Source organism: Lentzea kristufekii (genome assembly GCF_033949925.1).
In the GTDB taxonomy this organism is placed as follows: Bacteria; Actinomycetota; Actinomycetes; order Mycobacteriales; family Pseudonocardiaceae; genus Lentzea; species Lentzea kristufekii.
In genome coordinates, this window is record NZ_JAXAVV010000003.1 from 39,842 (window position 1) to 61,995 (window position 22,154).

Annotated in this window: 17 protein-coding genes; 7 read left to right on the top strand and 10 right to left on the bottom strand. The window is 69.1% G+C overall.

Annotation, left to right across the window (positions count from 1 at the left end; genetic code table 11):
• Positions 1-29 precede the first annotated feature (29 nt).
• Both SK571_RS06995 and SK571_RS07000 read left to right on the top strand, forming a co-directional pair.
• Positions 30-353: a type VII secretion target gene (locus SK571_RS06995; RefSeq protein WP_319983205.1), complete on the top strand. Its 324-nt coding sequence runs from the start codon at positions 30-32 to the stop codon at positions 351-353.
• A complete protein-coding gene (locus SK571_RS07000; RefSeq protein WP_319983206.1) occupies positions 350-2,320 on the top strand; it encodes an alpha/beta hydrolase in 1,971 nt (656 codons plus the stop codon). Before SK571_RS06995 ends, SK571_RS07000 begins: the two co-directional genes overlap by 4 nt.
• Here the strand turns inward: SK571_RS07000 and SK571_RS07005 are convergent.
• The gene (locus SK571_RS07005) at positions 2,317-2,664 is read right to left on the bottom strand and encodes a sterol carrier family protein (protein ID WP_406601957.1); all 348 of its coding nucleotides are present in this window, start codon (positions 2,662-2,664) and stop codon (positions 2,317-2,319) included. The genes SK571_RS07000 and SK571_RS07005 overlap by 4 nt on opposite strands.
• A 90-nt stretch (positions 2,665-2,754) precedes the next feature.
• On the opposite strand from SK571_RS07005, the gene SK571_RS07010 reads away from it, so the two are divergent.
• Together SK571_RS07010 and SK571_RS07015 are read left to right on the top strand one after the other, a co-directional pair.
• Positions 2,755-4,296 carry a type VII secretion protein EccC gene (locus tag SK571_RS07010; RefSeq protein ID WP_319983208.1) on the top strand — a complete coding sequence of 514 codons (1,542 nt, stop codon included), beginning with the start codon at positions 2,755-2,757 and terminating at the stop codon, positions 4,294-4,296.
• A complete protein-coding gene (locus tag SK571_RS07015; protein WP_319983209.1) occupies positions 4,293-5,993 on the top strand; it encodes an FtsK/SpoIIIE domain-containing protein in 1,701 nt (566 codons plus the stop codon). The genes SK571_RS07010 and SK571_RS07015 overlap by 4 nt, the downstream gene beginning before the upstream one ends.
• Here the strand turns inward: SK571_RS07015 and SK571_RS07020 are convergent.
• The 5 genes from SK571_RS07020 to SK571_RS07040 form a co-directional block, all read right to left on the bottom strand.
• Positions 5,988-7,631, bottom strand: a complete 1,644-nt coding sequence (locus SK571_RS07020) for a glycosyl hydrolase family 28-related protein (RefSeq protein WP_319983210.1) — start codon at positions 7,629-7,631, stop codon at positions 5,988-5,990. The genes SK571_RS07015 and SK571_RS07020 overlap by 6 nt on opposite strands.
• Before the next feature lie 56 nt (positions 7,632-7,687).
• A complete protein-coding gene (locus SK571_RS07025) occupies positions 7,688-8,494 on the bottom strand; it encodes an ESX secretion-associated protein EspG (protein WP_319983211.1) in 807 nt (268 codons plus the stop codon).
• The gene (locus SK571_RS07030; protein WP_319983212.1) at positions 8,491-9,771 is read right to left on the bottom strand and encodes a hypothetical protein; all 1,281 of its coding nucleotides are present in this window, start codon (positions 9,769-9,771) and stop codon (positions 8,491-8,493) included. Before SK571_RS07030 ends, SK571_RS07025 begins: the two co-directional genes overlap by 4 nt.
• Positions 9,772-9,786: 15 nt before the next feature.
• Positions 9,787-10,161, bottom strand: coding sequence for a hypothetical protein (locus SK571_RS07035; RefSeq protein ID WP_319983213.1), 375 nt, complete (start codon positions 10,159-10,161; stop codon positions 9,787-9,789).
• Positions 10,162-10,284: 123 nt separating this feature from the next.
• A complete protein-coding gene (locus SK571_RS07040; RefSeq protein WP_319983214.1) occupies positions 10,285-10,878 on the bottom strand; it encodes a DUF3558 domain-containing protein in 594 nt (197 codons plus the stop codon).
• Positions 10,879-11,028: 150 nt separating this feature from the next.
• On the opposite strand from SK571_RS07040, the gene SK571_RS07045 reads away from it, so the two are divergent.
• Complete coding sequence (locus SK571_RS07045; protein WP_319983215.1) at positions 11,029-13,668, top strand: glycosyl hydrolase 2 galactose-binding domain-containing protein; 2,640 nt, start codon at positions 11,029-11,031, stop codon at positions 13,666-13,668.
• On the opposite strand, the gene SK571_RS07050 is transcribed toward SK571_RS07045, so the two are convergent.
• From SK571_RS07050 to SK571_RS07060, 3 genes are read right to left on the bottom strand one after another with little or no spacing between them, the layout of a single operon-like run.
• Complete coding sequence (locus SK571_RS07050) at positions 13,665-15,461, bottom strand: glycoside hydrolase family 15 protein (RefSeq protein ID WP_319983216.1); 1,797 nt, start codon at positions 15,459-15,461, stop codon at positions 13,665-13,667. The two genes, SK571_RS07045 and SK571_RS07050, sit on opposite strands and share 4 nt — an antisense overlap.
• A 20-nt stretch (positions 15,462-15,481) precedes the next feature.
• On the bottom strand, positions 15,482-17,647 hold the full coding sequence (locus tag SK571_RS07055; RefSeq protein WP_319983217.1) for a putative bifunctional diguanylate cyclase/phosphodiesterase: 2,166 nt from the start codon (positions 17,645-17,647) through the stop codon (positions 15,482-15,484).
• Positions 17,648-17,707: 60 nt separating this feature from the next.
• Positions 17,708-18,520, bottom strand: coding sequence for an SAM-dependent methyltransferase (locus SK571_RS07060; protein ID WP_319983218.1), 813 nt, complete (start codon positions 18,518-18,520; stop codon positions 17,708-17,710).
• Positions 18,521-18,591: 71 nt separating this feature from the next.
• Here SK571_RS07060 and SK571_RS07065 point away from each other — a divergent pair, with 71 nt between their 5' ends.
• Positions 18,592-19,458 carry a pentapeptide repeat-containing protein gene (locus tag SK571_RS07065; RefSeq protein WP_319983219.1) on the top strand — a complete coding sequence of 289 codons (867 nt, stop codon included), beginning with the start codon at positions 18,592-18,594 and terminating at the stop codon, positions 19,456-19,458.
• A gap of 871 nt (positions 19,459-20,329) precedes the next feature.
• Here the strand turns inward: SK571_RS07065 and SK571_RS07075 are convergent.
• Positions 20,330-21,223 (bottom strand): LysR family transcriptional regulator, encoded by an 894-nt coding sequence (locus tag SK571_RS07075; RefSeq protein WP_406601951.1) that lies wholly within the window; start codon positions 21,221-21,223, stop codon positions 20,330-20,332.
• A 78-nt stretch (positions 21,224-21,301) separates the two neighbouring features.
• On the opposite strand from SK571_RS07075, the gene SK571_RS07080 reads away from it, so the two are divergent.
• Positions 21,302-22,141, top strand: coding sequence for an aldo/keto reductase (locus SK571_RS07080; RefSeq protein ID WP_319983220.1), 840 nt, complete (start codon positions 21,302-21,304; stop codon positions 22,139-22,141).
• Positions 22,142-22,154: the final 13 nt, after the last annotated feature.

Below are 22,154 nucleotides of genomic sequence, written 5' to 3' on the forward strand. Positions count from 1 at the left end.
CAGTGATCGAGGACCAACAGGGGGTGGCGATGTTCGGCGTTGAGCCAGAGCTGCTGCGCACCGCGTCCAAGGAGTTCGGCAACGGCTCCGACGCGGTGCGCGAGGCAGCGGAGATGATCTCGATGCTCAGGCTCGACGCGGGTGCGCTCGGCGAGGTCGACGCCGCCGCGGAGTTCGCGGACGCCTTGTCGAAGTTCGTCGGCACGCACTCCCAGGACCTCCAGCGCGGTTCCTCGTGGTTCACCGACGCGGCCGAAGGTCTCGTGTCGAACGCCGAGGCCTACCAGCGCACGGACGACGACCACGCGTCCGCGTTGAAGAAGCTCTTGCAGGGACTTGGGGGCGGACAGTGAGCTACACGGATCCCGAGAGCCTGTACGGCAGGCTCGCGTCCGGTGACGTCGGCCGCATCGCTGCCGCCGCCGACCCGATCACCGGTGCGATCAGCGCGGTCGGCCGTGCGGGCGAGTCCGTCGCCAGCGGCGGCAAGACCGCTGTCAGCAACTGGACCGGTGACGCGGCCTCCAAGTTCACCGCTCGCGCCCAGTTGTCCGCGACCGCCGCCAAGACCGCTGCCGAACGGCTCGGCGCGGGTGTCGACATCGTGCAGGCCGCCTCGCGTGCCTACGGCCAGATGCGCGGTGCCGCTGACCAGGCGATCGGCGTGTGGCGTGGCCGTCCTCCCGGTATGGACGAGGAGCAGACCCGCACGCTCGCCAACCAGGTGAACGAGCACCTGAACAAGGTGAAGTCGGGATATAACGACGTCCTGCGCTCGTACGCAAGCGCGCTCACCAAGATTCCGCCGGGCTTCGAGGAGTCCGCGCGTACCGACGGCGGCTGGGGTCGAGCCGCCCAGCGTGGTGGTGCGGGCGGCGCCCTGCCGCCGGTGCCGCCGCCGGGTACCGACCCGAAGGCCGTCGCCGACTGGTGGAACAAGCTCAGCCAGTCCGAGAAGGACGCATTGCTGGCGAGCAAGTACCAGGAACTCGGCCAGTTGCGCGGCCTGCCGGCAGAGGTGCTGGACAAAGCCAACCGCCAGCGCATCTCCGACGACAAGGGCCGGTTCAAGGCACAGCGGGAAGATCTCGAGCGACAGCTCGCCGAACGGGCACGTGAGCTGGGCGTCGACCCGACGTCTTCAGAAGGACAACGGGCGCTGCGCAACGATCCGCAGGGATCGCAGCTGATGTCCGAGTTCGACGAAGCCGCCCGCAGGGAGAAGAACGCCAACGACGCGGACAAAGCATTGCGAGATGCCAGGGATCTCGGCAACGAAAATGGCAAGCGGCCGTACGTCCTCTACTGGAGCCCGGACGGTCCGGGCGCCAAGCAGGGCGCACTGGCGATCTCGTACGGCAACCCGGACACTGCCAAGAACCTCGCCGTATGCGTGCCGGGCACGACCTCCGAGCTCAGCAGCTTCAGCCAGGCACAAGCCGCGAACCTCAGTCAGGCCATGGGGCCGGACGGGGCCGCGATCCAGTGGCTCGGCTACGACGCCCCGGCGGCCGCGCTCGGCCAGGTCAACGACCCGGCCCAGGCCATCGAGGGCGGCCGGATCCTGGCCGCGGACGTCGAGGGTTACCGCGTCGCCAACCCCAACGCGCACGTCACGGTGATCGGCCACAGCTACGGCAGCACGGTCGTCGGCTACTCCGCCATGGACAACGGCCTGAAGGCGGACGACATCGCGTTCGTCGGCTCGCCGGGCGTCGGTGCGTCCAACGTGAACCAGTTGGGGCCGGGTGCCGGGCACGTGTACGTCGGCGGCACCGAACACGACCCCGTGATCCAGGGGACCAGTGGCGACTGGTTCACCAAGGACGGGTCATCGACCGGTCCGTACGACAAGTCGTTCGGCGCGACGCAGTTCGGCACGTCCGGCGAGGACTGGATCGGTCACGCGCACTCCGCCTACTACGACAAGGACTCCGAGTCGCTGAACAACCTGGCCAAGATCGCTACCGGTCAGGGCGGCGAGGTCACCGAGCAGCGCTGGCAGGACTCGCCGGTGCCCGTCGAGGTGCCCGGTTCGGACCTTCCCGGGGTCGGGCCGGTCATCGACTGGGGGGTCAACACCGGCAAGGAGGTCGTCGACATGGGCGAGGACGTCTGGCGCGGTGGTGGTCAGGTCGTGGACGACATCTCGAACGGCCGCTGGGGTGACGCGGCCGGGCACGCGGTGGACACCGTGGGCGAGGTCGCCAGCGACGCCGGCGACGTCGTGGTCGACACCGTGGGCAACGCGGTGGAGCTCGGGCGCGACGTCGTCGAGGGTGTTGGCGGCGCTGTGAAGACGATCGGGTCTTGGTTCTAGAACTTCACGACTGGCAGCAAAGGTGAGAGGTCGGCCCGGGTTCCGGAGGCGGTGACCCGGGCACCGTCCAGCGCGTCGGTCCAGGCGAGCGCGCCGGTGGCCAGTTCGAGCCACGTGCGGGCGTCGGTCTCCACGACGTTCGGGGGCGTGCCGCGGGTGTGCCGCGGCCCTTCGACGCACTGCACGGCGGCGAACGGGGGAACGCGCACCTCGACGCTGCGGCCGGGCGCGATCTGTTCGAGGGTGCGCAGGCTCAGCCGGACGGCGGCGGCGAGCGCGGAACGTTCTGGCTGGTCAGCCTCGCCTCGCAACCACGGGAGCACGGCCTGCACAGCGGCTCGCATCTCGGCTGGGTCGACGGCTTTGGCTGGCACGTCGCCCACATTAGCGAAGGGGCAGCGGCGCTCCCCGGGCTGTTGGTATACCTCTGGGCTGTGATCAGGAACTTCGCCGTCGTCGGTCCCGGGCAGGCGACCAGGGAGCGGTTGACGGCGGCTCTGGCGGCGGCACCGAACATCTCGACCTACCGGATCGGGCGGGGCGCGGACCCGTTGCCCGTCTCGGCCACCTTCGACCCCTCCGACCAGCCGGGCTGCCGCAGCGTGCTGGACTGGTTCGAGCGCGGCGCGCCGTCGGGTGCGGTGCTGCTGGTGGACGACTGGGCGCTGTGCGCCGGGTACGACCCGGACCTGGTCGGCACCGTCGAGTGGATCGCCGCCTTCGGACCCTCCAGGGGTGTGCAGGTCGTCGTCACGGCGCGGAACTGGGCGGACGTGCCGGACCGGTTGCGGCGGCACCTGCACGGTGAAGCCACGGACTTCCTCGGCCTGCACGAGATCGAGGCCGACCTGAGCGACAAGCACCAGCGCCACGACCTCAGGGCCGCCGTCGGCGGGGACGCCGGCGGATGGCCCGTGTACCTGGACATCGGCGCCGACGGGCCGCACGGCACCTACCTCGGCCCTGCCGCTGTTCGTGAACAGCGGCTCCTCGCCGCGTTGCTGGGCCTCATGGTCACCCACTCGTCGAACGACCTGAACCTCGGCTTGATCGACATGAAGAACATCGGCGTCTTCGACGGTCTGGACACGGCGCCCCACGTGTCGTTCGCGCTCAGCGGCGAAGCCGGTGACGAGTTGTTCGAACGGTTCCAGGACGGGCTCGCCGGCGAGCTCGACCGGCGGCAACGGCTCCTCGGCCACGAACCGTTGCCGGTGCTGCTGATCTGCGTGGACAGCGCCGAGGTGCTGATCGAGCGGCACCCCGGCTTCCAGCACGTCCTGGAGTCCCTCACCCGAGCAGGCCGCGGTCTGGGCATCCACCTGCTCTACTCCGGTGACGCGTTCCCGTCCTCGTTGCCCTTCCAGATCCCCGAATGGCCCTCCGCGGTGCCTCCGCACGACCTGGAGGACTGGGCGGAACTGCTGCCGGCCATGCTGATCGGCTCCGCTCCGCCCGCCCATGTCCTCGCATTGCCGCCACAGCGCCAGAGCCACGCTGACGTCACGCTGAAGATGGTGCCGCCACAGCGCCAGAGCCAGGCGGACCTGACGCTGAAGATGCTGCCGCCCGGCGCCATCGGCCTGGTGGACAAGCCGTCCGAGCAACGACGTGACGTGCTGGTTCCGACGTTCACCGAGGAACTCCGCCACGGCGCCATCGTCGGCAAACCGGGCACCGGCAAGAGCACGACGCTGCGCACCCTCGCCGGCGTGCTCGGTGATCCTGGCCGCTACCAGCTCCTCGACGGCCCCGGCGAGCCGCTCGATCCGCAACGCCACATCGTCGTGACCGCCCGCACGTGGGACCAGGTGCCGCCGTTCATCAGGAACAGCCTGGCCTTCGCCGTCGAGTTCCGCCTGGACGACCCGGCCACCTCGCTCGTCGACCCCGGCCAGGCCGCCCGCGTGCCGGACCGGCCCGGCTTCGGCCTCTCCGTGCCCCACCGCCTCCCCGCGCAGATCGCTCTCCCGTGAACCATCTCGCCCTCATCGGGCCGCCCGATCTGGTCACGCGCCGGATCGCCGCGATACCAGGGATCTACCGCATCGGGCGGGGCGAGGCGGCCGGGGTCGCGGTGAGCTTCGAGCCTTCCGACGAGCGGCGGCGGCAGAACCTGCTGGCGTGGTTCGAGCGAGGTGCCGAGCCCGGCGCGACGCTGCTGATCGACGACTGGAAGTTCTGCAGCGACACCGATCCGGGGCTGGCCGACTCCGTCCGGTGGATCGCGGCGGCGGCCTGGAACGTGCGGGTGGTCATCACCGCACGAGCCGTGGACGAGCTGCCGGAGCGGCTGCCGTTGCGGGTCGAGGTGCTGGACTTCCTTTCATTGCACGGGTTGGGGCGGTTCACCAAGGCGCTCGCGTGGAAGGGGCGGTGGTGGAAGGTCCCGGTCGGTGTCAGCGCGAGCGGCACGCCGGTGGTCGCGGAGCTCACGCACTTCGCCGACGGGAAGTGGCGCACGGGATCGCATCTGAGCGTCACCGCGCCGGGAGCGTTCCGGAGTCTGGTGCTGGGGTTGATGACCACGCACTCGCCCAAGCTGTTCCAGGCGGTCTTCATCGACGCGCACGACACGGGCGTGTTCGCCGGGCTTGATCAGGCTCCGCACGTGCTGGCACATCATCGTCACGCATCCCAAGCCCCGCAGAGGATCGCGGAAGAACTCCTGGCCGAGTCGGAACGCCGGCTCGAAGTCGTCGGCAACACCTGGACGATCTTCGATCACCGCGGCTTCGACCAGGTGCTGCCGCAGCTCCTCGTCTGCGTCAGCGGTTTCGCCGACCTCGAAGCGACCGAGCTCGGTGCGGCGCTGCTGACCATCGCGCAGGACGTCGGGAAGTCCGGCGTGCAGCTGTTGCTCGACGGTCCCCACGAGGTGGCGGACCTGCGGATCGACGACTGCGCCGTGCCCGCGAACCTCGACGAGGTGTCGAAGTCGTTGCCGCGCTTGATGCTCCGGGACGAGCCGGTGCCGGACTTCTTCACCCTGCACGAGATGCCGAACAAGCACGTGTGGCGGCCGCGACCGGTCAAGCTGCAGTACCGGGTCGCGGTCGGGGTGGACGAGTACGGACAACCGGTCGAGATCGACCTGAAGTCCAAGCATCTGCAGGACGGGATGGGGCCGCACGGCGACGTGGTCGCGCCGGAGGGACGACGGGCGGAGGGCATCCGTGCGCTGGTCCTCGGGCAGATGCTGCGGCACTCACCGGACGAACTCCAGGTCGTCCTCATCGACTTCCACGGCAACGGTGTGTTCGCGGGCCTGGACGGCGCACCGCACGTGCGGCACGGCATCGTGGACCTGCTGGAAGACCACGAACAGCGCACGAGAACGCTGGCGGACAGTCGTCACCGGAACATCTGGGACCACCGCGCTGCGGGACGCACCTTGCCCGAGCTGCTGATCTGCATCGACGGTGTGCACGGGCTCTTGGAGGAACGCCCGGAGTTCCGCGAGGTCCTGCGGACGTTGGCCACAGCAGGACGCACCTACGGCCAGCACCTGTTGCTGTCCGGCACGACACCGAGCGAGCACTCGTCGTACCGGCTGGAGCTCACCGACCAGGGCTGGACGCGGCGCATCGGGAGGTCGGTGGAGAGGCTCCTGCTCCCCACCGACCTCAACGACGTGGCGTGGTCCCTGCCGGTGGCGATGGCTAACTCATGAGCGGCGCAACTTCCGTTGTGCGTCGTAGAGGTTGCGCGGGGTCACGTCGGTCGTGCCGTAGAGCTCCAGGCGGGAGTTCAGCTCGCCGGTGAAGTCAGGCTTGTCGATCTGGCCGAAGTCGCGGACCTCGGAGATCGCCACCGTGGCGCTGCAGGGCGCGACCTGGTCGATGCGGACGTTGCCGGCGCGCTGGTTGGTCACGGTGACGTTCCAGTGCGCGAAACGGGCACCGTACAACGGGCCCGCGTTCGCGCTGCCACCGTGCGCGCCGACGTTGTTGATGGTGATCTCGGTGCGGACGTTCGCGAACGGCAGGCCGCGGTGGGTGTCGAAGACGTCGTGGTCCATGCGTCCGCGGGTCCAGACGTTGCCGCAGGACAGGCCTTCGACGTTCAGGCCGTGGTTGCCGGCGCCCGCCTGCGAGGGCTCGGACGGGGCTTCGATCACGAAGCCGTCGGTCAGGTTGTCGTGGGACTGCTCGCGCACCGCGTACGCGTGGTGGTGGCCGCGGCCGGACACGCGCGTGTTCAGCAGCGAGATCCCCTTGGAGGACACCAGGAGGAATCCGTTGTCGACGTCCTGGACGTGCACGTCGTCGGCCCAGCAGTCCCACGCGCACTGGAACGCGACACCGTTGTACCCCTTGTCCTGCAGGTGCTTCGGCGTCGGCACCTTGAACATCTCGATCTTGATGCCCTCGACACCCGCGCCCGTGACGACCGGCGCCATCGTGGTCAGGCGGGCCTTCCACTCCGGACGGATCTCCAGCGGCAACGGCTGCGCGAGCTTGACCCTGTTGCCGCGCACCCACTCCACCCGCACCGGCCACAGGAACGGGAAGTACGACAGGAGCTTGTCCTTGTCGTCCCACCTGTACGCGGCGGTACCGGGAACGTCCCCGCACATGTGCTTGGGCAGCGAGTAGTTCGAGTCGTCGAGCCGCAGCAGCACGCGCTGGCCCGCCCGCAGCGAACGTCCGTTCTCGACGGTCACGACGAACGAACCCCTTGCGGCGGAACCGGTCACGCCCGTCAGCGTCGAGCCCTGCTCCAGCTCGTTGCCCGTCCAGCCCTCGAACGGCCACCTGCGAGCCTTGATCGCGTCCACCAGCGGCTGGTAGCGGTCGCGGTGGCAGACCCACACCAGGCCGCCGGACCAGCTCCACGCCGAGTTCTCCGAGCCGTAACGGCTGCGGTTGATGCCGACGATCTCCTCCAGCGACCTCGTCGCGTAGAAGGTCGTCTTCGCGCTGCCCGCACCGCGCAGCACGACGTTGTCGTAGCCGATGCGGATGATGTCGTCGATCCGGTAGCGGCCCGGCGGCACGTGCACGGTGCCGCCACCCAGCCTGCCGACGAACTCGACGGCCTTGTTGATGGCGGCGGAGGCGTCGGCCGAGCCATCACGCTTGGCGCCGAAGAAGAGGACGTTCGCGAGCACTGGGCGACGGGCGGGCTTCTCGCCCGTGCGGTAGCCGGCGTAGGCGACGTTGGGGATCTGCGGGTGGTTGTACGGGTTGGCAACGAACTCTTGCCACAGCGAGGCGGAGGACTGCGCGGTGGCAGTCCCCGTCATCGCTGACGTCCCGACCAGTGCAGCCCCTGTAGCCAGCAGGAACAGCCTTCTGTCGATGCTCATTTCGCCGTCTCCAAGGGGTCTTGGCCACGGCGGCGGTGGTCAGATCAAACCAGAGATCAGACGCCCGCGGAACGGACCGCCTCGGAGATCAGCTCTTCGACCTGGTGCATCATCCGGCGCGCGTCGGTCGGCGTGAACGTGCTCCACGGCGGCTGGCCGTTCGACGCACGGCGTTGCTGCAGGTAGCGGCCCTCTTCGGTGTCGAAGAACGCCACCACGCGCTCGGGCCGGCAGCGCTTGCCGTACTTGTCACGGGCGGCCGCGCCGAAGTTCCCGGTGTGCACGAGCCCGGTGAACATCTTCACCAGCGCCTTCGCGTCGTCCTCGCGCAGCCCGACACCGCGGAACGCGGCCTCCATCGACTTCGGCGAGCCGTCGGTCTGCGCGATCGCCTTCTCGATGTCCGCGCTCGGCAGCGTCACCGAGAGACCCGTCCCGGCGGGGTGTGCGGGCAGTACCGACAGCACCGCCGAGGCGAGCCCGGAGCCCGCCCACGGCTGGAACGTCAGCTGGTCGTCCCGCAACGTCGCCATCGCGCCCCAGTCGCCGTTCGCCACGGCGAGGACGCGCAGGCTGTGGCCGAGCCAGAGGCGACCGTCCGCCTCCCGCTCGGGCTTCACGAACATGCGCAGGAGCCCGTCCAGTTCGGACGAGAGCCCGCGCGAGTTGCCCAGGCGCCGGTGGTCCAACTGCTGGTAGACGCGGTTCTCGAGCTGGATGCGCTCGTCCCGCGTCTTACCTGGCGTGGGAACTTTCAGAATGAGCGGCATGGGGCCGACGTTCATGCGTTCCCACAGCACGTCGAACTCCTCGGCGGAGAGGGTGATCGGTTCCCTCTCCGCCGGAGCGCCGAACAGGCTCACTCTGACAGGCCACCGATGACCGGTGGCGCGACCATGCGCTCGTCGCCGAACACGTCGTCGGTCTCGACCAGGTAGTCGGCCGCCTTGTGCTCGATGTCGTCCTCGCCCTCGCCCTTCTGGCCGTGCGCGCCGCCACCGGCACCGACACCGGCCGCACCGGCCTTGCCCGCGCCGGCACCAGCGCCCGCGGCACCGCCGCGCAGCGCATCAGGACCGGAACCCAGACCGGACATGCCACCGGGCATCCCGCCGGGCTTCATCGCGCCCTGGCCGGACGCACCGAGCGAGCCGGACATCGGCCCGAACGCCTTGCCGGCTCCGGAACCGAGCTGACCACCGCGAACGCCGGTGGAACCGCCCGTGCCCTTGGGGCCGTTGGGACCGTTGGGGCCACCACCGGGACCGCCCTGACCGGGCCGGGTGAACACCGGACCACCGGGGACCGGCGTCGGAGTGGGAGTCGGCTGCGGCAGGCTCGTGGGAGGCGGGGTGTACGTGGGAGGCGGCGGCGTGGTCGTCGGAGGCTGCGTCCACGACGTGTGCGTGGTGTCGGTGGGCGGCGGTGTCCAGCCGGTCGAGACCTGGTGCTGCGGGGTCGGCGTCGGCGTGCCGCTCCACGACGGGGTCGTCGTGTTGTGGCCGGTCGGCATGCCGGAGCCGGTCGACGTGAAGCCGGCACGCGTGCTGCCGGTGCCCGTGTCGCCGGGGGGCGGCGTGTCGATCACGACCTGCGGCGGCGTCGGGAAGTCACCGAGCGTCGAGGAGTTCCAGCGGCTGTCCGACTGGTAGTCCTCCATGACCTTGACGGCCTGGGCGGCGGCGTTGTCCGCCGCGGCTTCCTGCCGCTCGTGGTCCTGCTGCTGGCCGATGACGTGGGCCATGCCGAGCGGACCCGTCAGCGCGCCACCGGCGTAGTCGAGGAAGCCGGGCTTCTCGGTCGTGACCGGGACGACCTCGGGCATCTTCTTGCGAGCCTCGGCGATGTACTCGCCCTGCAGACGCGCGGAGCTCTCCATGGTCGTCGCGCCGGACTCGGCGAGACCGGCCCACTGGGCCAGCGGCGACAGCGCGCCCTGGGCGGCGTCGGCGGCGTCGGACTCCCAGTCCGCGCCCATCTTGGCCAGACCTGCGTGCAGGTCGGCGTCGATCTGGGCGAGCGTCGCGGCGATCTGCTTCCAGCCCTGTTCGACCGGGATGGAGGCGGAGACGCCGGGACCGGAGTTGATCATCTTGTACAGCTCGGGGTGGGCATAGCCCTGGTAGCGGTGTTCAGTCATCGGTCAGTCCCCCTCTCAGTCCTGGTCTCGAAGGTGCTTGCCCCACATGGCGGCGTTGTCGCCCTCGGTCATGCGGTACTGCTCTTCGATCATCTTGAGCTGGTCGATCACGCCGATCAGCTGCTTCTTGTAGGAGTCGAGCGCGGCGATGGCCTTGTCGGAGGTCTGGTCGTTGAACGCCTTCGAGGTCTCGCTGCTGACCGGGTCTCCCGCCCACGGCTGCGTGGGCAAGTCCAGAAGGGACCGACCGATCTTCTCCTCGAACTCCGCCAGCGCGTGTTCGAAAGCCTTCCTGGCCTGGGGAATGGCTGATGGGTCCACCTTCAGCTTGCGCTGACCGAACTCGGGCGGCGACGAAGCGCCTCCACCTCCACCATCCGCGAGAAACACGGCACACCCTCCTCAGTACGGCCCTCAGGGAATGGACCGTGTGTGCATTTGGGACGACTGTAGCTCTGATGCATTACGCGAGTGACCGGTTCCCGGTATGAGCCGCGTAGTTCTACTCAACCTTCACTTGGTCGCCAACTCGGTGGCGACGGCCTCGGCGAGCGCTTTCGCCTGGGTGCACGCACCTTCCGGGGTGGCGCTCTTCTCGCTGAACATCCCACCGGCGTCCACCAGCAACAACTGGCCTTCGTGGGCGTCGATGTAGACCTCGCAGACCGGGGCACCACCCGGTGCCTCCCGCTGCGTCAGGTACGCGGGGTACCCGGCGACCTGCAGAGAGGTGAGCTTCGACTCACCCGTCGTCCGCTTCAACCTGTCCACGCCACCGTTGACCAGCGTGTGGATGTCCGCGAGGTACTTGATTTCCGCGTAGACACCGTTGCACCGCTTGCTCCCCTCCCCGTAAACGGGCAGTGGAGTACCCGGTTCCACCTTTCGCAAACCCAATGCCGCCTTCTTTTCCGGCGTGATCAGCGAACACGGGTCGAGCGTCAACAGATCGACGGACTTGGGCCTGTTCACCGGGGCGGTACCGGCCGAAGTTCCGGTCGCCGGAGCGGAGCCCGTCTGATCACTCGCGGAGGGCTTGCCCGGTGTGGGCGTTGAACACCCGGCCAGGACCGCTGCCAGCAGGAACGGGACGGCAAGTCGGCGCATGAGGGCCAAAATATCGGATCACCGGGCACGGAGGGTGGTGATTGGCGTGTCTCGCATCACCCGCAAGGCCCATTGCCGGTGACCTCGCCAAAAGGAAACCTTCTTTACGATACCCCGAAGCGCCGCCGCCCCGATGCGTCGAGGAGCGACATGCTGCGCAACCGACCACTACCGACCATGGTCGTGGCGGCGGTGGGTCTGGCTTTGCTCGTGCCAGGCACCTCAGCCAACGCGGGCCCCGTGCCCGGCACCGGAACGGCGCTCACCGTGGCCGCCGTCCCCGGACAGACCTCCACCATCCCGGACTGGCGCATGCAGACCAGCACCACCGCCACGCAGGCCGGGAGCGTGATCTCCGGGACCGGCTACTCGGACGCCGGGTGGCTGACCGTGCCCGCGCGGTCGACGGTGATGGCCGGCCTGATCGCGAACGGCAAGTACGGGGACGTCAACTACTCGGAGAACCTGAAGAGGGCCAACCCCGGCGACTTCAAGGTGCCGTGGTGGTACCGCAAGGTCTTCCAGGCCGATCCACAGCCGGGCGTGAACACGTTCCTCAAGCTCAACGGCGGTGTGATCTCCCGCGGTGAGGTGTGGCTGAACGGCACGAAGGTCGCCGGCACGGACACCGTCATCGGTGCTTACCCGACGTTCGAGTTCAACGTCACCGGCCTGCTGCGCAAGGGCGACAACGCGCTCGCGATCAAGGCGTCGCCGTCCGATCCCGCCAAGGACCTGGTGATCCACTTCATCGACTGGGCCCAGCTCCCGCCCGACCGCAACCAGGGCCTCTTCCGCGACGTCGACCTCGTGCAGAGCGGCGCGGTCTCGTTGCGCGGCCTGCACGTCCTGAGCGACCTGCCGCTGCCGAACCTGAACACCGCCACGGTGACGGTGAAGGTGGACGCGCGCAACAACACCGGCAGCGCGGTCACCACGACCGTCGCCGGCAGCGCCGCGGGCCAGAACTACAGCCAGAACGTGAGCCTGGCCGCGAACGAGACGAAGACCGTCGCGTTCACGCTGAACGTCGCCAACCCGCAGATCTGGTGGCCGTACCAGATGGGCGCGCAGCCGCTGTACGACGCGACGGCCACCGCGACGGTGAGCGGCGCCAGGTCGGACGAGCAGAAGACGACGTTCGGCATCCGCGAGGTCACCTCGAAGATGATCAGCGGCAACCTCCAGTACCAGATCAACGGCAAGCCGATCCTGATCCGCGGTGGCGGCTGGGCGTCGGACCTCTTCCTGCGCACGAACGCGCAGAAGATCGCCGACGAGATGCAGCTGACGAAGTCCATGGGCCTCAACACGATCCGCCTCGAGGGCAAGCCCGAGAACGACGAGATCTACGACCTGGCCGACCGCATGGGCATCCTGCTGATGACCGGCTGGGAGTGCTGCTCGAAGTGGCAGAACACCGGCGGGTTCACCGCGGAGGACAAGAGGGTCGCCGGCGCGTCCGCCGAGGGCGAGGCCAAGCGGATCCGCAACCACCCCAGTGTGTTCACGTTCCTGATCGGCTCGGACGAGGCCCCGGTCGCCGACGTCGAGAAGATCTACCTGGACGCGCTGAAGCGTGCCGACTGGCAGACGCCGATCGTCACCGCGGCCGCGCGCCGCAGCTCTCCGCAGCTCGGTGACTCGGGCATGAAGATGGAGGGCCCGTACTGGTGGGAGCCGCCGGTCTATTGGTACAACAACCAGAAGGGCGGTAGCGCGGGCTTCGCGTCCGAGATCGGCCCCGGCCTCGCGATCCCGGAGATGGACGAGCTCAAGAAGTTCCTGAGCCCGGCCGAGATCGCCAAGCTGACGGACTACAACGCGGCGCAGTACCACCTGTCGCCGTCGGGCAACTTCAGCAAGATCGGCTTCTGGGGCACGGCGCTCGACAACCGCTACGGCAAGCCGTCCAGCGTGGACGACTTCGTCAACAAGTCGCAGCTGCAGCAGTACGAGACGAACCGCGCGCAGTTCGAGGCGTTCGGCCGCGACTTCTCCGACACCGGCGCGAACCAGGCGCAGGGCGTCATCTACTGGATGCAGAACGACCCGTGGCCCAAGCTCTTCTGGCACCTCTACAACTACAACCTCGCGACCGCGGGGTCGTACTTCGGCGCCAAGACGGCGAACAAGGCGCTGCACGCGCAGTACTCCTACGACGACAAGTCGCTCGCCGTGGTGAACATGGGCCTGGAGGCCAAGCAGGGCATGAACCTCCAGGTGACGGTCTTCAACTCCGACGGCACGCAGAAGGCGAACGAGACGCGTCCGGTTCCGGCCAAGGCCAACGGTTCCGTGCGGGTCGGCACCCTGCCGCAGCCGTCCGGGCTGACGCCCGCGTACTTCGTGCGGCTGCTGCTGAAGGACTCCACGGGCAAGGAGATCGACCGCAACGTCTACTGGCTGTCCACCAAGGCGGACACGCTGAACTACAACGCCGGTGACTGGTACTACACGCCGCAGGCCCAGTACACGGACCTGAAGTCGTTGAGCTCGTTGAGGGCAGGTCAGGTGTCGGTGACCTCCACGACGACGCCGGGTGCGAACGGCAGGCAGACCACGAGCGTGACGGTGAAGAACACCGGCACCTCCGTGGCGTTCTTCATGCGGGCGTCGCTGCGCAAGGGTCAGGGCGGCGCCGAGGTGCTGCCGGTCGACTGGAGCGACAACTACATCACGCTGTTCCCCGGTGAGAGCCAGACGATCCGGGCCGAGTACCGGACGTCCGACCTGGGCGGCGCTCAGCCGGTCGTCCAGCTCTCCGGGCACAACGTGAGCAGGCGCTAGCTGTTGTAGCGGTTCGCGACGACGGCGGGTCGTTCCACGGGACGGCCCGCGTCGAGCGACCACGCCAGCCGCACGTACTGCGCGTGCGTCCAGGCGAGCGGGGTGGCCGAGCCCGTTCCCCGGCCGTTCCACACCTGTTCGGGCAGCATGAGGCCGCTGTTGGCGGTCGCGGCGATCTCGCGCAACCGCTTGGCGGCACCGGCCTTGTCGCCGGCGAGCAGTTCGTACTCACCGCGTTCACCGCTGAGCAACGGCCACAACCTGCCGTAGGTGCGCGTCGGCGTCGGCCAGTTGATGCCCCACGGCCTGCCGTCCGCGGTCTCGCCGTAGCCGTCCTGCGTGAATCGGTGCCAGTAGCCCTGCTCCTTCAACTGCTGGTCCACGACTCGCACGGTGTTGCGGATGACCGGGTCGTCGGCGCGCTTCACACCGAGCCGCACCAGTTCGAGGAAGCTCGGGTCGACGACGGCGCGCTGGTCGATGTCGGTGGGGTTGTTGTCGCCGAGGTCGTACTTGGTGCCCTGGTCCGGCTGTCCGTCCTTGGTCAGTCGCAGGTAGTACGGCTTCGGCGAGTACGGCCCGGTCTTCGTCGCGGTCCAGCCCTCCACCTTCCGCTGCCACTCGTCGGCGGCCCGGAGGTACTTGTCGGCGTTCTCCCCGTTGCGCTGCACCAGGTCCGCGAAGCACACCAGGCCTGCGACGACGGACGCGATGGTGGCGGGTGAGTAGCCGTCCTGGTTCTCCCAGCGCTCCTGCTCGCTGAACGGCGAGTTCGGGTAGCTCAGCAGGTAGTCGGCCGATCGGCGCAACGCGTCCGTTGTGGACTTGTCGCTCCGGCCCAGGTGCCACGCGAGCAGGAGCGGTGCCGCGGTCTGGTCGAGCTGGACCTTGGTCCACACCGGGGTGCCGTCCACGCGCGTGTTCTGCGGCAGGTGGCCGTCCGGCTCCTGCTGTTCGCGCAGCATGAAGTCCAGCGACCGTTCAGCGAACCCGCGATCACCGGCGGCGATCATGGCCGTGGACACGTGGTAGAGGTCGCGGGGCCAGACCAGGGCGTAGGGGCCGAGCTCCGGCGCCAGCTCCCGGTCGAACCCGAAGGCCCACGGGAAGCTCGGCGAGGCGATCGACGCGCCGGGGTGGGTCTTGTCCTCGGTCGCCGCCAGCACCATCACCGACATGTCGTAGAGCCGCCGGTCCGCGGACCTCGGACGCTTCAGCGCGTCGAGGTAGGTGTGCCAGCCCCGCGCGTACTCCTTCGCGCTGGCACGGAATCCCCGGTCCAGCGCTGCCTGGGCGACGCCCTCACCGAAGCCGACCGCGAACATCCCGTGGGCGCGGCGCACCGGCTCGGTGGGCAGGGTCGTCCTGACCTCGCTGGAACCCTTCATCGGCACGTGTTCGACCGAGAGCCGGACCGGCCGCTGGGCCGTGACCGTCACGTCCGCGAGCACGGCCGCGCGCTGCGGATCGGTGACGTAGGTGATCTCGGCGCGCCAGCCGTCACCTCGCAGGTGCTGCCGGAAGGTCAGCGACCTGTCGTCGGCGGGCTCGGTGTGCGCCTGACCAGGCTTCCCGTCGACGAGCAGCCGCGTCTCGCGAGTCGCGGGCGTGCTGAGGTCGGGGAAGAAGATCTCGGACAGCCCCTGGTGGCCGAGCGTGAACCACACCGGGCTGGCCGCCGATCTGGCCGTGCCGAACGCCTGCTTGTCCGCGGGCAGGGGAACCACTTCGGCCGCACGGGCGACCGGGGCCGACATGATCAGCAGGAGTACGACCAGGGCCAACGGCTTCATGCCCTGGGGTGTTCCCCGAGCTAGAGATCACCACGCAACAGGCTGTCGATGTTCTCCGGCGGACCGGGCCGCGCGAAGAACCAGCCCTGGCCGGTGTCACATCCCAGGCGCAGCAACCGAGCTGCCTGAGCGGGCGTCTCCACGCCCTCCGCCGTGACGCCCAACGAGAGTGCGTGCGCGAGCTGCACCAGCGTCGCGACGATCTGCGCGTCGACCGGGTCTTCCTCGTTCTCGGCCCGCAGCCCCTCCATGAACGAGCCGGCGATCTTCAGCTCGTGCACGGGCAGGTGCTTGAGGTACGCCAGGTTCGAGTAGCCGGTGCCGAAGTCGTCGATCGCGATGCGCACACCCATGTCGCACAACGCCCGCAGCGCCTCCAGCGGCTCGTCGGCGGTGCCCATGATTGCCGACTCGGTCAGCTCCAGCTGCAGGTGGTGCGGCGGCAGCGCGCACTCGTCCAGGATCTGCTTGACGTCGCGCACCAGCTCCGGGTCGCGGGACTGCCGCACGGCCAGGTTCACCGACACGAACGGCGCCGCGTCACCGAACTCCTCCAGCCAGCGCCGCGCCTCCTCGCAGGCCTTGCGCAGCACCCACCGTCCCAAGGGGACGATCAGGCCGGTCTCCTCGGCCAGTTCGATGAACCGGTCCGGCGCGAGCCGCCCGAACTCCGGGTGCTGCCAGCGCACGAGGGCCTCGACGCCGGTGACCTTGGAGTCCTCCAGGCGCACCAGCGGCTGGTACTCGACGTAGAACTCGCCGCGTTCCAACGCACGCGGCATCGTCGCGGACAGCGTGAACCGGGCGACCTCGCGGGCGTTGCGCTCCGGGTCGTACAACGCCCAGCGCGCCTTGCCGTCCGCCTTGGCCCAGTACAGCGTGATGTCCGCGTCGCGCATGAGGTCCGCGGACGTGGTGCCGGACAGCTGCCGTTCGACGATGCCGATCGACGCCGACACGGACAGCTCGTGGCCCGCGATGCGGATCGGTGCCTCCAGCTCGGTCAGCACCCGGTCCGCGACGTCCACGATGTCCTGCTCGCCGGACGAGCCCTCGACCAGGATCACGAACTCGTCGCCGCCCATGCGCGCGACCAGCTTGCCCTCGCCGGACACCGAGTGGTCGAGCCGGCGGCCGACCTCGACCAGCAGCTGGTCCCCCGTGTCGTGGCCCAGCGAGTCGTTGATGACCTTGAAACCGTCCAGGTCCAGGTAGCAGAGACCGGCCCGCACGTGCTTGGCCCGGTTGTTGAACACGCGCCCGAGGCGTTCGAGGAACAGCGCGCGGTTCGGCAGCCCGGTGAGCGGATCGTGCAACGCCTGGTAGCGCAACCGGTTCTGCAGCAGGTGCCGGTCGGTGACGTCCTCGATCATCGCGACCTGGTACTGCGGCTCGCCGTGGTCGTCGCGGACCAGCGACAACGTCAGGTGCGTCCACACCTGCTCGCCGTCGGCCCGGTGGAACCGCTTCTCGGCCCGGTAGTGGTCGCACTCGCCCGCGATGAGCTGGTCGTAGAGCCGCCACACGCTGCCCGCGTCCTCGGGGTGCATGAGGTCGCGCACGTTGTACTGGCGCATCTCCTCGACGCTGAACCCGAGCATGTCCTGCAGGGCCTGGTTGACGTCCAGGATCCGGCCGTCGATGGCCGCGATGCCGATGCCGATCGCGGCCTCGGTGAACATGGCGCGGAACCGGGCCTCCGAGGCCCGCAGCATCGACTCGGCCTGGTCGCGGGCGTCCAGCACGGCCGCCCTGATGGCCTCCTGCTCGGCGAGCGTGCGTTCCCGCAGCGCGCGGGCGTACCCGGCGGCCAGCGCACCCTGCAGGGCGCTCAGGCGGGACGTCAGCCGGGCGTCGCCGGGGAAGCCGAGCTCGACCAGCAGGTCGTCGCCGAGCAGCTGGACGGTGCGGCCGAGCGTGTCGGTGCCGGTGAAGTGCGCGTCGACCAGCCGTGAGCCGATCTCGTGGCCGGGTGCCGGGCGGAACGGGTTCGCGAACAGCGCCTCGACCAGCAGCTCGGTGAGGTCCTGGAGGTGCTGGGCGACCTCTGCCCTGGTCATCGGCACGTAACTCGACCCGATGACGGCCGTGGCCCAGCTGCGCGCGAACGACTCGGCACCGGCCAGTACGGCCGGGCTCAAAGGAGAGCGATTCTCACGCACCCGCTGGTCAACCCGATCGGTCATCTTCTCGGCCCTAACGCCACGAACGCGCAGCATACGGCCGGTCGCCGTCCGGAGTCATCTCTAAGCCTTCCGGCCCAACGCGGCGAACCCGGGAAATCCCTCCCCGGACTCCTCCACGTCGGCCGGTGACTCGGGATGCCAGGCGGGCACCCGGACGACACCGGGCTCGACCAGCGCGAACCCGCCGAAGAGGCGGCTGATCTCGGTCGCGTCGCGGAACGTCATCTGCGTGACGTCGCGGTTGTAGATCTTGCGGGCCTGCCGGTAGGCCTCCGTCTCCTCGTCCGCCTGGTAACCGGCGTGCGAGATGGCGAGGAAACTGCCGGGCGACAGGCGGTCGCGATACCCGCCGACGACGCCCCACGGGTCTTCCTCGTCCGCCACGAAGTGCAACAGCGCGACCATCAGCACGGCGACCGGCTCGTCGAAGTCGAGCTGCTTGTCCACCTCGTCCGAGGCCAGCACGCCCGCCCAGTCGCGGACGTCGGCGTGCAGCACGCTCACGTGGTCGTTGCCGGCCAGCAACGACCGGCTGTGCGCGACGGCGACCGGGTCGACGTCCACGTAGACGACCCTGGCCTCGGGGTCGGCGGCCTGCGCGATCTCGTGCACGTTGCCGACGGTCGGGATGCCGGAGCCGAGGTCGAGGAACTGCCGGACGCCACGGCCGAGCAGGTAGCGGACGGCCCGGCGCAGGAACGCGCGGTGGTTGAGGACCACCCCGCGCAACTCGGGCATGGTCTCCAGGGTCTTCTGGGCGACGGCCCTGTCCGCGGCGAAGTTGTGCGCGCCGCCGAGCCAGTAGTCGTACACCCGCGCGACACTGGGTCGCTCCAGGTCGATGTCCGCCGGCGCCCAGTTCGGCCGCTCCACTCGCTCACCCCACCCGCGTTCGAACCGTTCGAGCCCATCATGCACCCGGTCCTTGGCAGAATGCCGACCTCGTGAGGAAAAGTTTGCTGCTGTCGACCGTTCTCGCGTCCATCGGCGTGTTCGTGCTGGTCGGCGGCGCGTTGCTGCTCGTGGACCCCGGCGCGCCCAAGCACGAGGCGATCAAGACCGGTGGTCTCGCGGGCGGCGCGATCATCGCCCTCTACGCGTTGTGGCTGAACGACCGGCGCCGCAAGGTCGAGGAGGCGCGCCAGGAACTCGAGAGCCAGCGCATCGACCACGACCGGTCCCGCGTGGCCGACGAACGGTTCGCGCGCGCCGTCGAGCTGCTGGGCCACGAGACCGCACAGGTGCGGGTGGGCGCGATGCACGCGCTCGCCGGCCTCGCGAAGTCGAGGACCGAGTACACGCAGACCGTGCTCGACATCCTCTGCGCGTACCTGCGCCAGCCGTACCGGAAGACGAAGAACGACCCCGAGGAGATCGAGCTGGAGGTCCGGCTCACCTCGCAGCGGCTGATCGAGGACCTGCTGCCGCGCCTGGAGGAGAAGGCCCCGCCGATCTACGACCTCAACCTCACCAAGGCCCATCTCGAGTACATGGACCTGTCGTACCGGCAGGTCGGCGACCTGATCATGCGGGTCGCGCACCTCAACGAGTCCAACGCCTTCCACCACATGGTGGTCCACGGCGACGTCTACCTCACCGACGCCGAGGTGACCGGCCGGTTGTACATGCACCACAACGACTTCCGCCGCAAGGCGTGGTTCAGCAGGGTCAAGGCGCGCGGGCTCGCGGTCTTCACGGAGACGAAGTTCGGCGGGGAGACCAAGTTCGCGGACTCGGAGTGGGCCGACGTGAAGGCGGACGGCTGTGCGTTCGCGGCGGAAGCCGAGCTTCCCGAAGCGTGGAGGAACTGACGTGAAGTGGTTCTTCGCAGTTCTGTCCGCGGCCGTGGTGACCGGGGCGACCGCGGTCCTGCTCTGGCTGGTCAAGGCGCCGGCCGTGGAGATCGTGAAGACCGCCGGCGTCGCGGGCGGTGCCATCGTCGCGCTGTACGCGTTGTGGCTCAACGATCGCAAGCACCTCCTGGAAAGTGAGAAGGTCGCCGACGAGCGGTTCGCGCGGGCGGTGGAGCTGCTCGGCAACGAGGCCGACCAGGTGCGGGTGGGCGCGATGCACGCGCTGGTGTCGCTCGCCAGGTCGACGCCCCGCTACCAGCAGACCGTGCTCGACGTGCTGTGCGCGTACCTGCGGCGGCCCTTCGAGCACCCCGCGCACAAGGCGCGGCCGGAAGACCCGGACCAGCACTTCGGCGAGGTGCCGACGGAGACCCAGCTGGAGCACCAGGTCCGGCTGACCGCGCAACGGCTGATCAAGGACACCCTGTCGTGGGGGAAGAAGCGCAGGCACGAGTCCTTCGACCTGGACCTGACCGGCGCTGTCCTGGAGTACTTCTCGCTGGACGGCCGGTACGTCAACCGGTTCGTCGCCCGGCGCGCGCAGTTCTACGGCATCACGAACCTGCGCAACGTCCACGTCAAGAGCGTGACGCTGTTCTCCGGTGGCAAGTTCCACGGCAGGCTGCAGCTGGAGAACGCCGAGTTCACGGGCGGGATCTCCTTCCAGGAGACGGCCTTCGCCGGTGTGGTCAACCTGGGCAACGAGAAGATGGGGTTCGCCGAGGTGGGCAGGTTCTTCCACCCGTCCCCGCAGCCACCCGCCGCTCAGGACGGCGAGATGAAGGTCCTGGAGGGAACCGAGTTCCGCGAGCCCGCGACCGGCTGGCACCTAACCTGCGACGCGGAGGCGGCCCGACCTGGCCTCCAGAACCATGTCGAGAAGGACGCTCGCGGCGGCGCCGACGGTGTTCGCCGTGACGACGACGGTCTCGGCAACGGGCGCGGTCCCTCGAAGGCCGACGAAGTGCGCGCGGTCGGTCTTGAGGGTGAAGGACTGCGGGACTAACGCGACACCGAGGCCGAAAACGACGAAGTCGAGCAGCGAGTGCACGTCGTTGACCTCGACGGCGACCCTGCGTTCGACCCCGGCGGCGGCCAGCGCGCGGTCGGCCTCGTCGCGGGTGCCCCAGTCGGCGTTGAAGTCGACGAACGGCTGACCGGCCAGCTCTGACAGCTCGATGGACTCCCTTGTAGCGAAGGGACTTCCCGGCGCACACGCGAGCACGAGCGGTTCACTGGCCAAAGTGGACACGCGCAGGTCGTCGGCGATCTTCGGCTGCCGCGTGACGAACGCGAGGTCGAGCCTGCCTGCGCGCACCTCCTCGACCAGTTCGGCGTTGCCGGACTGGCGCATCCTGATCTCCACGCCGGGGTGCAGCTCGTGGAACCGGGCCAGCACCGCGGGCAGGTGCACCACGTGCAGGCACTGCAGGCTGCCGACGGACAACGTGCCGCGCAGCAGCCCCTGGACGGCGGCGACCGCGTCCTTGGCGGCGGAGACGCTGCTCAACGCCCGGCGCGCCTCGGGCAGCAGTGCCCGTCCGGCCTGGGTCAGCTCGACCTGGCGGGTGGTGCGCAGGAACAGCGGCGCGCCCAGCTCGACCTCCAGCGCGCGGATCGACGCCGAGAGGCCGGACTGGGCGATGTGCAGACGGTGCGCGGCCCGCGTGAAGTGGCACTCTTCGGCGACCGCGAGGAAGTGTTCGAGTTGTCTGAGTTCCACGATTCATCACCCGCAGTGCTCAATGAGATCAGTTCTCCGCGTTGGACAGCTTAATCGCCAGGGTCCAGAGTGGAGTGCATGCAGAAGCGTCGTATCGGAGAAGTGGAAGTCAGCGCCATCGGCCTGGGCGGCATGCCCGTCTCCGTGCAGGGGAGGCCGGACCGCGCGCAGGCGATCGAGACCATCCACGCCGCACTGGACTCGGGCGTGACGTTCATCGACACCGCCGACGCCTACTCGCTCGACGACACCGACTTCGGGCACAACGAGTCGCTCATCGCCGAAGGGCTGCGCGGCCGTTCCGAAGAGGTGTTCGTGGCGACCAAGGGCGGGCACACACGCGTGCCGGGCGGTGGCTGGGCGCTCGACGGCCGGCCGGAGTACCTGCGCAAAGCCGTCGACGGCTCGTTGCAGCGGCTCGGCGTGGACCAGATCTTCCTCTACCAGTTCCACCGGCCGGACCCGAAGACGCCGATCGCCGACTCGGTCGGGGCGTTGAAGGAGCTGCTGGACAACGGCAAGATCCGCTACGCCGGTGTCTCGAACTTCAACCCGGACGAGATCGTGCTCGCCAACGACATCCTCGGCGGACGGCTCGCGGCGGTGCAGAACCAGTTCTCGCCGGTGTTCCGGTCGAGCGAGCCCGAGCTGGAGCTGTGCGCGAAGCTCGGGATCGCGTTCCTGCCGTGGAGCCCGTTCGGCGGGATCGGCAAGGCGGGCGAGCTGAGCGGTCCGTTCAAGGAGGTCGGTGACGCCCACGGCGTGAGCGCTCACCAGGTCTGCCTCGCGTGGATGCTCGCGAAGTCCGAAGTGGTAGTCCCCATTCCGGGTGCTTCTCGACCGGCGAGCATCCGGGATTCGGCCGCGGCCACCCACCTGGAGTTGTCCGCCGAGGAGCTGTCCCGCCTGGACGGGTGACCCCGGTAGCCAA

Coding starts and splice junctions, on each gene's coding strand:
- SK571_RS07040 (WP_319983214.1), bottom strand. CDS start 10,878: ATGCGCCGACTTGCCGTCCCGTTCCTGCTGGCAGCGGTCCTGGCCGGG.
- SK571_RS07050 (WP_319983216.1), bottom strand. CDS start 15,461: ATGAAGCCGTTGGCCCTGGTCGTACTCCTGCTGATCATGTCGGCCCCG.
- SK571_RS07005 (WP_406601957.1), bottom strand. CDS start 2,664: ATGCGAGCCGCTGTGCAGGCCGTGCTCCCGTGGTTGCGAGGCGAGGCT.
- SK571_RS07020 (WP_319983210.1), bottom strand. CDS start 7,631: ATGAGCATCGACAGAAGGCTGTTCCTGCTGGCTACAGGGGCTGCACTG.
- SK571_RS07045 (WP_319983215.1), top strand. CDS start 11,029: ATGCTGCGCAACCGACCACTACCGACCATGGTCGTGGCGGCGGTGGGT.
- SK571_RS07080 (WP_319983220.1), top strand. CDS start 21,302: ATGCAGAAGCGTCGTATCGGAGAAGTGGAAGTCAGCGCCATCGGCCTG.
- SK571_RS07030 (WP_319983212.1), bottom strand. CDS start 9,771: ATGACTGAACACCGCTACCAGGGCTATGCCCACCCCGAGCTGTACAAG.
- SK571_RS07055 (WP_319983217.1), bottom strand. CDS start 17,647: ATGACCGATCGGGTTGACCAGCGGGTGCGTGAGAATCGCTCTCCTTTG.
- SK571_RS06995 (WP_319983205.1), top strand. CDS start 30: ATGTTCGGCGTTGAGCCAGAGCTGCTGCGCACCGCGTCCAAGGAGTTC.